The sequence below is a fragment of the Thioclava sp. genome (genome assembly GCF_048263065.1).
GTDB lineage: Bacteria > Pseudomonadota > Alphaproteobacteria > Rhodobacterales > Rhodobacteraceae > Thioclava.
Map to the genome: position 1 here is coordinate 33,475 of NZ_JBLXEM010000009.1, position 12,870 is coordinate 46,344.

Below are 12,870 nucleotides of genomic sequence, written 5' to 3' on the forward strand. Positions count from 1 at the left end.
GGCAAGCGATAGGGACATCAGATGCAGGATCGAGTGGAACGGGCGGAGGAACAGATCGCCCATCTGAGCAAGATGGTAGAGGATCTTTCCGATGTGGCGGTCGAGCAATCGCGCCGGATCGAGCGATTGGAACGCCAATTGGGCCTGATGATGGAGCGCGAGGCGGAACGCGAATATGACAGCGGCGGTTCGGTTCCGCTGGCCGATCAAAAGCCACCCCATTGGTGAAGATGCGCGCGCTTTGGGCCTTTGGGGCCATGCTGATCGGCTTGCAATTGCTGGTCTATCTCGGGCTGCTGGTGTGGCCCGGGCGCACCGATCTGCAAGGGGCAATGATGCGGTTTTCGGACTGGCAGGCTACGGGCGCGCTGGCGGTGCAGATATTTGCGCTGCTGCCGCTATTGATGGTGCTGGCATGGCAATTGCGCCGTCACACGCAGGCGCGGTTGTTGCTGCTCGGGACGCTGATTTTAAGCGGCGCGCTTGTGGTCTGCGCTTGGTTTGAGCTGTGGCTAATCCAAGCGGCGCTCACCGATCTGATCAATATGGGCGATCGCGCGCAACAACTTGTTGTTCTGCGCTGGGCTGAGGCCGCGCTTGCGGTGGCGGCGGCGATCACTTTGCGCCTTAGCTATGTTTCGCGCGGGCTCTAGACCTCTTCGACCTGCCCGACGCCGCGCAAAGACCGCAGCGCGCCTTTGACCTGCGGATTGACCGGGAACTCGCGCCCGGTGGCGATTCTATAACGGCAGTTGCGTTCAGAATCGTAGACCATGAAGGCGACGGGGCCACGCGTGCGCACCTTGCCCTCTTGTTCCAGCCGCTCTAGCAGCGAGGCGATCGAGGGCAGCGCAAGCGCGTCATCGACGTGAATCAGCAGCCCCGAGGCCCCCGCATCCGCCGTCGCCTTGTCCATTGGTTGCGCGGATGAGGCCACCATGCGCACCGACTCGCCGTCAACCTCGACTTTGACGGTCAGCACCAGCAGATTGCCGGTTTCCAACACGTCGCGGCACGCCTCCAGCGCCTCGGACCAGAAGGCCACCTCATAGGGGCCGCTGGCATCGGAAAGCGCGACAAAGGCGAACCGGTTGCCCTTGGCCGATTTCTTTTCGCGCACCGAGGCGACCTCGCCCGCGATTCTGGTCACGAACGACCCATCAACCGCCTTGCGCTGCACGTTTTCCCAGCTCAGCACGTTCTTGCGCTTGAGCGCGGGCAGGAAATCTTCGATCGGGTGGCCCGATAGATAAAACCCGATGGCCTTGTGTTCTTCTGACAACCGTTCGCCGGGCAGCCAGTCATCGGTGTCGGCCAGACGCGGCGGGGGCAGATCATCGCCCGCCTCACCAAATAGCGAGACCTGCGCCGACTCGCGTGCCTCAATCACGGCGCCCGACCACGCCATTAGCGATTCGAGGCTTTCAAACACCCGCTTGCGGTTGGGATCGAGCAGATCAAACGCCCCCGCGCGTGCCAGCATTTCCAGCGGACGCTTGCCCAGCCGCTTCATATCGACCCGGCGCGCGAAATCGAACAGATCGGTGAAATCGCCCCCCGCCTCGCGCGCATCCACGATCATCTGCATCGCATCCGAGCCGACATTTTTCAGCGCGCCCAGCGCATAAACCAGCTTTTGATCGACCACATCGAAACTCGCCAGCGAGCGGTTCACACAAGGCGGGATAATCTCGATCCCCAGTTTTTTCTGCACCTCATCGGCATAGACGGCCAGCTTGTCGGTGAGGTGAATATCGCAATTCATCACCCCGCCCATAAACTCAACGGCATGGTTGGCCTTGAGCCAGCCAGTGTAGTAGCTGACCACCGCATAGGCGGCGGCGTGGGATTTGTTGAACCCGTAATTGGCGAATTTTTCGAGCAGATCGAAAACCTCGGACGCCTTTTTCTTGTCGACCCCGTTCTGCGCGGCACCTGCCTCGAACTTCGGGCGCTCGGCGTCCATCGCCTCTTTGATCTTTTTCCCCATCGCGCGGCGTAGCAGGTCAGCGCCGCCAAGCGAGTAGCCCGCCATGACCTGCGCGATCTGCATCACCTGTTCTTGATAGACGATAATCCCCTGTGTTTCCTCAAGAATATGGTCAATCGTGGGGTGAACAGAGGTGATGGGTTTCAGCCCGTTCTTCACCTCGCAATAGGTCGGGATGTTCTCCATCGGCCCCGGACGATAGAGCGCCACAAGCGCCACGATGTCCTCGATACAGGTGGGTTTCATCTGGCGCAGGGCCGATTTCATGCCCTCCGATTCCACCTGAAACACCGCGACAGTTTTGGCGTCAGCGTAAAGCTTGTAGGTTTTCTCATCATCCAGCGGGATCGCGTTGATCTGGTTCTCGGCCCCCTCGGCGGGCTCATACAACCGGTTTCCGGCGGCATCGACATGCAGCGGACGCCCCGATTTGAAAATCAGATTCATCGCCGATTGCACGACGGTCAGCGTTTTCAGACCCAGAAAGTCGAACTTCACCAGCCCGGCCTGTTCCACCCATTTCATGTTGAACTGGGTCGCGGGCATGTCTGATCGCGGGTCTTGATACAGCGGAACCAGCTCATCAATCGGGCGATCACCAATCACCACACCGGCAGCGTGGGTCGAGGCATTGCGCAGCAACCCCTCAATCGCCTTGGCGTAATCCAGCAGACGCGCCACGACCTCTTCGCTGCGCGCCGCTTCACGCAAACGCGGCTCGTCAGCCAGCGCCTTTTCGATGGAAACCGGTTTGACACCCTCGACCGGGATCATCTTGGACAGCTTGTCGACCTGCATATACGACATCTGCAAGACGCGGCCCACATCGCGCACCGCGGCCTTGGACAAAAGCGCGCCGAAGGTGATGATCTGGCCCACCTTGTCGCGACCGTATTTCTCTTGCACGTAGCGGATCACCTCTTCGCGGCGATCCATGCAAAAGTCGATATCGAAGTCGGGCATCGACACCCGCTCGGGGTTCAAAAATCGCTCAAACAGCAAGCTATAGCGCAGCGGGTCAAGGTCGGTGATGGTCAGCGCATAAGCCACAAGGCTACCTGCACCTGACCCCCGCCCCGGCCCGACCGGAATGTCGTGATCCTTGGCCCATTTGATGAAATCAGCCACGATCAGGAAATAGCCGGGAAAGCCCATCTGCTCGATGATGCCCAACTCGAATTTCAGCCGCGCCTCATAGTCTTCGACCGGGGCGGCATGCTCGATCACGGCGAGACGCGCAGCCAACCCTTCCCACGCCTGACGGCGCAATTCCTCAACCTCGTTATCGGCGAATTTCGGCAAGATCGGATCGCGGCGATAGGTGGCAAAGGCGCAGCGTTTCGCGATCTCGACCGTGTTTTCGACCGCTTCGGGCAGGTCTGCGAACAGGGCCAGCATCTCGCCCTCGGATTTGAAATAATGCTGCGGAGTCAAGCGTCTGCGCGGTTCTGACTGATCGACATAGGCGCCTTCGGCAATGCAAAGCATCGCGTCATGCGCCTCGTAAATATCGGGCTTGGGGAAATAAACATCGTTGGTCGCAACCAGTGGTAACCCCATCTCATAGGCCCACTCGACAAAGGGGCGCTCGGTCGCGGCCTCGCCTTCGGTCAGCGCACCGCCCTCACCCGGATGGCGCTGCAATTCGACGTAAAGCCGCGTCGGATAGATCGACGCCAGCCGTTCCAGCAAGCTGCGCGCCTTGTCGGTTTGGCCGGCTTGTATCAACCGACCGACTGGTCCATCCGCACCGCCGCTCAGGCAGATCAGCCCCTCGCCATGGGCCTCTAGCTCATCAACCGTGACCTGAATCTGCGCGCCATGTTTATCAAGATAAAGGCACGAATTCAGCTTCATCAGGTTTTCATAGCCGCGCTCGGATTGCGCCAGCAGCACAACCGGCGCAGGCAGGCGCGGTCGCTCGCCGGGCTGAGCGGGATCATATTCCACCGAGACCTGACAACCGATAATCGGCTGCACCCCCGCGCCCAAGGCCGTTACGGAAAACTCCAATGCGGCGAACATGTTATTGGTGTCCGTCACCGCAACAGCGGGTATTTTCGCGCCCTCGCACAACTTCACCAGTTTCTTGGCGGGCACCGCGCCTTCCAGCAGCGAATACTCGGTATGGACGCGCAGATGAATGAATCGGGGGCTTTTCATGGCGCCACGATAGGGCGGCACGCGCGCGACGAAAAGCGCCAAATCCACCGGCTGGCAATTCCGCCCTATCGCCCAAAATTTGATCACCAGATCAGTTTTCGGGCATTGAGCCTGCGCAAAATGCTTGCCAAGTCCGCCCCTGATCGGCTTTGCTAAGCAAACGCGCCTTCTCTACGCCGCATCGAGCGGGCGCGCTGTGATCGGGACACGGGGTAAGGCGGCGGAATACTAGCATGGACATCACGTTTCTTCTCAACGGAGAAACCCGGCGCGTCGCGGTCACGGACCCCACGCAATCGGTGCTGGACTGGCTGCGCGCCGAGGGGCTGAGCGGCACGAAAGAGGGCTGTAACGAGGGCGATTGCGGGGCATGTTCTGTCCTGCTCACCGATGGAAATGGCACCAAGCCGCTCAATGCCTGCCTGATGATGATGCCGCATTTACAGGGCAAAGCCTTGCGCACGGTTGAGGGGATCGCGGGGCCGGATGGCACGCTGCATCCGGTGCAACAGGCGATGATTGATCATCACGGCTCGCAATGCGGATTTTGCACGCCGGGGTTTGTGGTCACGATGGCGGGCGCGCATCTGAACGGCGCGCGCGATCACGACGACCAACTGGCGGGCAACCTGTGCCGCTGCACCGGCTACGCCCCGATTATCCGCGCCGCCAAGGCTGCGCAAAGCGCGCCGGTGCCCGACTGGATGCGGGATCACCCGGTCGATCTGGCTGAAATTTCCTTGGGAGATGAGCAACTCGCATTTTTGCCGCGCAACTCAGATGACCTCGCCGCGTGGTATCTCGATCATCCCGACGCCACGCTGATCGCGGGCGCCACCGATGTTGGGCTGTGGGTGACCAAGCAGCTGCGCAATCTCGACACCGTCGCGTTTCTTGGCGGCTGCACTGATCTGCAACAGATCGAGGAAACCTCTAACAGCTTCATCATCGGCGCGGGCGTCACCATTGCCGCGCTACGCAAAGCCATGACCACCCCGCATCCCAGCTTCGCCGAGCTGTTGCGTCGTTTTGCTTCGGAACAGGTGCGCCAAGCCGCCACGATTGGGGGCAATATCGCCAATGGCTCGCCGATTGGCGACAGCCCGCCTGCCTTGATCGCGATGGGCGCGCAACTGACTTTACGTCGGGGCGATGCCCTGCGCACCATCGCGCTTGAGGATTTCTTCCTAGACTATGGCAAGCAAGACCGCGCGCCGGGCGAGTTTGTGCAAAGCGTCACCATACCGAAAACTGCGCCCGGGCTAGCGTGCTACAAACTGTCCAAAAGGTTCGATCAAGACATTTCTGCGGTCTGTGGATGCCTGAATCTGACGCTAAAGGATAGAAAAATTGCAACTGCGCGCATCGCCTTTGGCGGCATGGCAGCCACTCCGAAACGTGCGGGCGCATTGGAAGATGCACTGATCGGGCAACCGTTAGACGAGACCACGTTGACCGCCGCCCTGCCCGCATTGGAGGCCGACTTCGCCCCGATGTCAGACATGCGCGCCTCTAGCGCCTATCGGATGCAAACTGCCAAGGCGATGGTGTTGCGCTATGGCCGCGCGCCAAGCGGCCAGCCCTCAATCCTTGAGGTGCAAGCATGAGCGTCGGCACCACCAAACCCCATGATTCCGCCCGGCTGCATGTCACGGGCGCGGCGCGCTATGTCGATGATATTCCCGTGCCTGCGGGCACGCTGCATCTGGCCTTCGGGCTGTCTGAGCAGGCCCATGCCGAGATCACCGAACTTGACCTTTCAGCGGTGCGTGCCGCGCCCGGCGTTGTCAAAGTGCTCGTGGCTGGCGACATGCCCTTCGCCAACAATGCCTCGCCTGCGCCCGACCCTGAACCGGTGCTGGCCGAGGGCGTGGTGCACTATATCGGTCAGCCAATTTTTCTGGTCGCTGCCACAAGCCATTTAGCCGCGCGCAAAGCCGCGCGTTTGGCGAAAATCACCTACGATCCGCGCCCCGCAATCTTGACGGTCGAGGACGCGCTGGCCGCCACTAGCCATTTTGAGGGCGGCCCCGTGACATGGGCGCGCGGCGATATCGACGCAGGGTTTTCTCAGGCCAAACATGTGATTGAGGGCGCGTTTGATATCGGCGGGCAGGAACATTTCTACCTTGAAGGCCAAGCCGCGCTTGCGCTGCCCGACGATCTGGGCATGGTGATCCGCTGCTCTAGCCAGCACCCGACCGAGATCCAGCATAAGGTGGCCGAGGCCTTGGGTTGCGCGATGCATGATGTGCGCGTCGAAATGCGCCGGATGGGGGGCGGTTTTGGTGGCAAGGAAAGCCAAGGCAACCATCTTGCGATTGCTTGCGCGGTCATGGCGCGCGCGACGGGGCGGGCCTGCAAGATGCGGTATGACCGTGACGACGACATGATGATTACCGGAAAACGCCATGATTTCAAAGTGAAATACCGCATTGGCGCGGATGAAAGCGGTAAGATCGTGGCCGCCGATTTCACCCATCTCGCGCGCTGCGGCTGGTCACCCGATCTCAGCTTGCCGGTTTGTGACCGCGCGATGCTGCATGCGGATAGTTCATATTTCCTGCCCAATATCCGCATCGAAAGCCACCGCCTGCGCACCAATACCCAATCCGCCACGGCGTTTCGCGGTTTTGGCGGTCCGCAAGGGATGCTCGCGACCGAGGCAGCAATGGATCATCTGGCCTTCGTAATGGGGCTGGACCCGCTGGCGCTGCGTCAGCGCAATTATTATGCGGCGGCGCTGGGGGCTGCCTGCCCCCAGACCCCCGGGGATATTTCGATCAAGAGGAAGATACAGACCACCCCTTACGGCCAGCCGGTCGAGGATTTTATCCTGCATGAGCTGACCGCAAAATTGCAGAAATCCGCAGATTTTACCGCGCGCAAGGCGGCTGTAGCGGTGTGGAATAGCACTAATGCGACATTGAAGAGGGGCATTGCGCTCGACCCGGTGAAATTCGGCATCTCCTTTACGCTCACCCACCTCAATCAGGCGGGCGCGTTGGTGCACGTCTATACCGACGGCTCAATCCAGCTCAGCCATGGCGGCACCGAGATGGGCCAAGGCCTACATCGCAAGGTCTGTCAGGTGGCCGCTCAGGTGTTCGGGGTTGACGACAGCTCGGTGCGCATCACCGCCACCGCGACCGATAAAGTGCCCAACACCTCGGCCACGGCGGCGTCCTCGGGGGCCGATCTGAACGGCATGGCGGTGAAAGCGGCGTGTGAGACGATCAAGGCGCGCATGGCCGAGTTTTTCGCCAAGCAGGTAGGTTGTGCGGCCCAAGATGTGCGCTTTGACGGCGGCGAAGTGATCGCGGGCGACACTGTCTTGCCCTTCGCGACGGCAGCCAAACTGGCCTATGAATCGCGGATTTCTCTATCCTCCACAGGCTTTTACGCCACGCCCGAAATCAGCTGGGACCGCGTCAAAGGCCAAGGCCGCCCGTTCTTTTATTTCGCCTACGGCGCGGCAATTACCGAAGTGGTGATCGACACGCTGACCGGCGAAAACCGCATTCTGCGCACGGATATCCTGCATGATGCGGGGGCCTCGCTAAACCCCGGAATCGACATTGGCCAGATCGAGGGCGGCTATGTGCAAGGCGCGGGTTGGCTGACCACTGAGGAGTTGGTTTGGGATGACAGCGGTCGCCTGCGCACCCACGCGCCCTCGACCTATAAGATTCCGGCCTGCTCGGATAGGCCGCGGATTTTCAACGTCGCGTTGTGGGACCAGCCCAATCGCGTTGAGACGATCTACCGCTCCAAGGCGACGGGTGAGCCGCCCTTCATGCTTGCGATTTCGGCCTTTCTGGCGCTTAGCAATGCCTGCCAAGCCTGCGGCCCGAACTGGCCAGATTTGCAAACGCCCGCCACCGCCGAGGCGGTTCTGGCCGCAGTGAACCGAGCGCGGGGGACGCCATGAGCCTTGATCCAAAACACCTCGCCCAAATGGCCGAACACGGCCCGTTCACGCGCGTCGTCGTTGCACGCACACAGGGCTCAACCCCGCGCGAGGAAGGGGCGGCAATGCTGGTCTGGCCCGAACGGGTAATTGGCACGATTGGCGGCGGCGCGTTGGAGTTTTTTGCCATCGAGAACGCGCGTAACGGGTTGCAAGAATTACAAAAAATTCCGCTTGGTCCCGCGATGGGTCAATGTTGCGGTGGGGCAGTGGTGCTGGGCTATGAGGCATGGGACAGCGCAAAAATAGCGCAAATCCCGGATGATTTCCATGCCCGCCCGCTGGGAAGCTCCATCGCCCAACCGCTCGCCGTTACCCGCGCGCTGGCGCGGCTGCGCGATCGCGGTGAGGTGCCCAAAATGCTGATCGAGGATTGGCTGATCGAACCGGTTACTCCTCCCGCCACGCCGATCTGGGTCTGGGGGGCTGGCCATGTCGGACGCGCGCTGGTGGGCGTGCTGCATCCCCTACCGGGCCTTGCAATCACTTGGGCCGATAGTGGTGCCGAGCGGTTTCCCGACGCGATCCCCCTAAGCGTCACGCCGCTGATCGCGGAGAACCCCGCCGATCTGGTCGCGCTGGCCCCGCGCAACGCCCGTCACATCGTTTTAACCTATTCCCACGCGCTTGATCTGGAGCTGTGCCATCGCTTGCTCAATCACGGGGTTGGCGCGCTTGGCTTGATCGGGTCGCAGACGAAATGGGCACGGTTTCGCAGCCGCCTCGCGGCCCTTGGCCACACAGATGCACAAATTTCAGGCATTGCCTGCCCAATAGGCGATCCAAGCCTTGGCAAGCACCCTCAGGCCATTGCTTTGGGCGTCGCGAGCGCGCTAGTGAAGAGGTTAAGCGCAGGACACGCTGCGCCAAGGGAAAGGGTGCGCGCCGGGTGAGCGAGCTGTTACAGATCGAGGGCCTTACCAAGGCCTATCCCGGGGTCGTGGCCAACGATGGCGTGGCCCTGCGCGTGCGTCCGGGTGAGGTGCATGCGCTGCTGGGCGAGAATGGCGCGGGCAAATCCACCTTGGTCAAGATGATCTACGGTTTGGTCAAGCCCGATAGCGGCACGATGATGTTTCAGGGCGCGCCCTACGCCCCCGTCGATCCGCGTGCGGCGCGCGCGGCCGGCGTGGCGATGGTGTTTCAGCATTTCTCGCTGTTTGAGGCGCTGAGCGTTGCCGAAAACGTCGCCCTCGGCATGGAAAATCCGCCACCAATGCGCCAGTTGGCGGCAAAGATTCGTGCAATTTCGAACGATTACGGGCTGCCCCTTGATCCCGCGCGTCTGGTCGGTGATCTGTCCGCAGGTGAGCGTCAGCGCGTCGAAATCGTGCGCTGCTTGCTGCAAGACCCCAAGCTGCTGATCATGGACGAACCGACCTCGGTTCTGACCCCGCAAGAGGTTGATATCCTCTTCAAAACGTTGCGCAAACTCTCGTCTGAGGGTACCGCGATCCTGTATATCTCGCACAAGCTCGAAGAGATCCGCGCGCTGTGTGAGGCGGCGACGATCTTGCGCGGTGGCAAAGTCGTGGATCACTGCGATCCGCGCGAGAAAAGCGCGCGCGAGCTGGCCGAATTGATGGTTGGGGCCGAACTGAAAGTGACCGATCGCGCCTTGCGTCAGCCCGGCGAGGTCGTGTTGAAAGTCACCAATCTGTCCTTGCCGCCGATGTCGCAATTCGGCCCCGCGCTAAAAGAGATCGGCTTTGAATTGCGCGCCGGAGAGGTGCTGGGAATCGGCGGGGTTGCGGGCAACGGGCAGGAAGAATTGCTGGCCACGCTGTCGGGTGAGCGCCCCTCGAAACATGGCACGGTCCTGCTGTCGGGGGCGGATATTTCCGCGCTCGGCCCTAATGCGCGGCGCGCCAAGGGCCTTCTGGCTGCGCCCGAGGAGCGGCTCGGCCATGCCGCCGTGCCCGCGATGAGCCTGACGGAAAACGCCATTTTGACCGGCACAACGCGCAAAAATCTAACGCGTAATGGCTTTGTCGATCAGGGCGCGGCGCGGCGCTTTGCCCAAGAGGTGATCGCCGCCTTTGATGTGCGCACTCCGGGCCCAGAAGTTGCCGCGCGCGCGCTATCGGGCGGCAATTTGCAGAAATTCGTCATTGGCCGCGAGGTGTTGCAAGCGCCCGAGGTGTTGGTGGTCAATCAACCGACATGGGGCGTTGATGCGGCGGCTGCGGCGGCGATCCACCAAGCGCTGTTGGATCTGGCCGCGCAGGGGGCAGCGGTGATCGCAATCAGCCAAGACCTTGATGAATTGATGGAAATCGCCGACCGTTTCGCCGCCCTCAATGAGGGACGCCTAAGTGAGCCGCGCGCAACCAAGGGCCTTAGCATCGAAGAGATCGGGCTGATGCTTGGCGGCGCGCATGGCATGCAGGAGGCGCAGATATGATCACGCTGATCCGCCGCCCGAACCCGTCAAAATTCTGGACCTACGCCACCCCGATTGTCGCCGTTATCGCAACAATGATCGCGGGTGGACTGTTGTTTGCGATGCTGGGCAAGCACCCGGTCGAGGCGATCCGCGTGATTTTCTGGGAGCCACTGTTCGGCGCGAATGCTAGCTATTTCCGTGGCCAGCTATTGGTCAAGGCCGGCCCGCTGATCCTGATCGCATCTGGCCTTGCCGTGGGCTTTCGCGCGGGCATCTGGAACATCGGCGCCGAGGGGCAGTATATCATGGGCGCGCTGGCCGCAGCCTGGCTGGCGCTGCATGTCTATCCCGCTGAAAATCATTGGCTTTTCCCAGCGATGATCGTGCTAGGCGCGCTTGGCGGGCTGCTTTGGGCGATGATCCCGGCACTGCTGAAAGTGTGGTTTGGCACCTCGGAAATTCTGGTCTCGTTGATGCTGGTTTATGTGGCAGAGAACCTGCTAGCCTACATGGCGTTCGGGCCGCTGAAAAATCCCGAAGGGTTCGGCTTTCCCGGCTCGCGCAACCTGCAAAGCTACCCCTCGGCCCATAACACCGACCTGATCGCGGGCACTGGTCTGCATTGGGGTGTCGTCACCGCCTTTGTTGCCGTTATCGCAACCTATATCCTGATGCATCGCCACATCACCGGTTTTCGCATCCGTGTCGCGGGGGAGGCCCCCCGTGCGGCGCGTTTCGCAGGCGTTATCCCTGCGCGTTTGGTGGTGTTCTGCCTTGGCTTGGCGGGCGCTTTCGCAGGGCTTGCGGGCATGTTTGAGGTATCGGGCCCCTCCGGTCAGGTCACCGACAGTTTCAACGTCGGTTACGGGTTCACCGCGATTATCGTGGCGTTCTTGGGTCGCTTGCACCCGATCGGAATTCTGCTGGCGGGCTTACTGATGGCGCTGACCTATATCGGCGGCGACATGGCGCAACTGATGCTGGGCCTGCCCTCGGCCGCGATTCAGGTCTTTCAGGGCATGTTGCTATTTTTCCTGCTGGGCTTTGACGTGCTGACCAATTTCCGCGTTCGTTTGGGCCGGAGGGCGAGCGCATGAAAAAGCTGCCCTCACTGCATCTTCCGATCCTTGCGCTGGCGGGGCTGCTGGCAGGGCTAGGGCTGTGGTATTTGCTGGCGCTGATGAATGCGCTGTGGGTGATGGTCGCAATCGGGATCGTGCTGCTGCTGGTGCTTGAAGCCGTAACGCGACTGTCACGCGCACTCGTGGCGCGGATCGGGGCGCGCGGCAATGAGGCCACGCCGCACATGCCCCATCTACATGGCCGCGAGCGCTATATCGTCTTGGCGGGGCTGGTCGTCGGGCTGGCCTGCGGTTACGCCTTGTGGGGGCCAGTGCTAATCATGAACCAATGGGGCAGCGCATGAGCATTGGCGGAATTGATATCATTACCCTTGCGGCGATGCTGATGGCGGCCTCGACGCCCGTATTGCTGGCCGCGACGGGCGAGCTGGTGGCGGAGAAATCGGGCGTTCTCAACCTTGGGGTGGAGGGCATGATGATCATGGGCGCGGTCGCGGGCTTTGCCGCCGCGGTGGCCACGGGCAGCCCCGTTCTGGGCTTTATTGCAGGAGCGCTGGCGGGGGCGTTGATGGCCACGCTGTTTGCCTTTCTCACCCAGATTTTCCTGTCCAATCAGGTTGCGACGGGCTTGGCGCTAACGCTGTTCGGGCTGGGTCTGAGCGCGTTGATCGGCAAGGGCTATGAGGGCGTGCGCCCGCCCCCCACCGCCAAGCTTGATTTCGGGCCTCTCGCGGATATTCCGGTGATCGGGCCGATTTTGTTTTCCCATGACTGGATCGTTTACGCCTCTATTTTGCTCGTTGCCGTGGTCTGGTTCGTACTGCGCTACACGCGGGCCGGACTGATCTTGCGTGCGGTGGGCGAAAGCCATGATGCAGCCCACGCGCTTGGCTATCGCGTCGTTGCGGTGCGCTTTGCGGCGCTGGGATTTGGCGGCGCGCTGGCGGGGCTTGGGGGCGCGTATCTGAGCCTCGTTCGGGTGCCGCAATGGACCGAAGGCATGACCGCAGGTGCTGGCTGGATCGCGCTGGCCATCGTCGTCTTTGCCAGCTGGCGCCCGTGGCGCGTTTTGCTGGGGGCCTATATGTTTGGCGGCATCACCGCATTGCAATTGCAGCTTCAGGCGGCGGGCTATGCCATTCCCGTTCACATCCTGTCGATGGCGCCTTATGTGATCACTATCGTCGTGCTGGTGATCCTGTCCGCTCTTCACCGCCACGGCGTGCAGGCAGCCCCTGCCAGCCTTGGCAAATCTTTCCACGCCTCAAGCTGAGGCATG

Annotated in this window: 10 protein-coding genes; 9 read left to right on the forward strand and 1 reads right to left on the reverse strand. The window is 61.4% G+C overall.

Translation table 11 applies throughout. The features are described 5' to 3' along the window. Nucleotides 1-21: 21 nt before the first annotated feature. Entirely contained in the window at nucleotides 22-228 is a 207-nt protein-coding gene (locus ACN0SD_RS13115) for a SlyX family protein (protein ID WP_417808683.1), read from the forward strand. Next, complete coding sequence (locus tag ACN0SD_RS13120; RefSeq protein WP_417808684.1) at nucleotides 222-653, forward strand: hypothetical protein; 432 nt, start codon at nucleotides 222-224, stop codon at nucleotides 651-653. The genes ACN0SD_RS13115 and ACN0SD_RS13120 overlap by 7 nt, the downstream gene beginning before the upstream one ends. Here ACN0SD_RS13120 and dnaE read toward each other — a convergent pair. Continuing rightward, nucleotides 650-4,153 (reverse strand): DNA polymerase III subunit alpha, encoded by a 3,504-nt coding sequence (gene dnaE / locus ACN0SD_RS13125; protein ID WP_417808685.1) that lies wholly within the window; start codon nucleotides 4,151-4,153, stop codon nucleotides 650-652. The genes ACN0SD_RS13120 and dnaE overlap by 4 nt on opposite strands. A 233-nt stretch (nucleotides 4,154-4,386) precedes the next feature. Here dnaE and xdhA point away from each other — a divergent pair, with 233 nt between their 5' ends. The 7 genes from xdhA to ACN0SD_RS13160 are packed head-to-tail and all read left to right on the forward strand — an operon-like array spanning nucleotide 4,387 to nucleotide 12,864. Further along, nucleotides 4,387-5,760 (forward strand): xanthine dehydrogenase small subunit, encoded by a 1,374-nt coding sequence (gene xdhA / locus ACN0SD_RS13130; protein ID WP_417808686.1) that lies wholly within the window; start codon nucleotides 4,387-4,389, stop codon nucleotides 5,758-5,760. Then, a complete protein-coding gene (gene xdhB / locus ACN0SD_RS13135) occupies nucleotides 5,757-8,084 on the forward strand; it encodes a xanthine dehydrogenase molybdopterin binding subunit (RefSeq protein WP_417808687.1) in 2,328 nt (775 codons plus the stop codon). The genes xdhA and xdhB overlap by 4 nt, the downstream gene beginning before the upstream one ends. Next, entirely contained in the window at nucleotides 8,081-9,016 is a 936-nt protein-coding gene (gene xdhC / locus ACN0SD_RS13140; protein ID WP_417808688.1) for a xanthine dehydrogenase accessory protein XdhC, read from the forward strand. The genes xdhB and xdhC overlap by 4 nt, the downstream gene beginning before the upstream one ends. Next, complete coding sequence (locus tag ACN0SD_RS13145; RefSeq protein ID WP_417808689.1) at nucleotides 9,013-10,527, forward strand: ABC transporter ATP-binding protein; 1,515 nt, start codon at nucleotides 9,013-9,015, stop codon at nucleotides 10,525-10,527. Before xdhC ends, ACN0SD_RS13145 begins: the two co-directional genes overlap by 4 nt. Beyond that, the gene (locus ACN0SD_RS13150) at nucleotides 10,524-11,606 is read left to right on the forward strand and encodes an ABC transporter permease (RefSeq protein ID WP_417808690.1); all 1,083 of its coding nucleotides are present in this window, start codon (nucleotides 10,524-10,526) and stop codon (nucleotides 11,604-11,606) included. The genes ACN0SD_RS13145 and ACN0SD_RS13150 overlap by 4 nt, the downstream gene beginning before the upstream one ends. Next, nucleotides 11,603-11,935, forward strand: a complete 333-nt coding sequence (locus ACN0SD_RS13155; protein ID WP_417808691.1) for a hypothetical protein — start codon at nucleotides 11,603-11,605, stop codon at nucleotides 11,933-11,935. The genes ACN0SD_RS13150 and ACN0SD_RS13155 overlap by 4 nt, the downstream gene beginning before the upstream one ends. After that, on the forward strand, nucleotides 11,932-12,864 hold the full coding sequence (locus ACN0SD_RS13160; RefSeq protein ID WP_417808692.1) for an ABC transporter permease: 933 nt from the start codon (nucleotides 11,932-11,934) through the stop codon (nucleotides 12,862-12,864). Before ACN0SD_RS13155 ends, ACN0SD_RS13160 begins: the two co-directional genes overlap by 4 nt. Nucleotides 12,865-12,870: the final 6 nt, after the last annotated feature.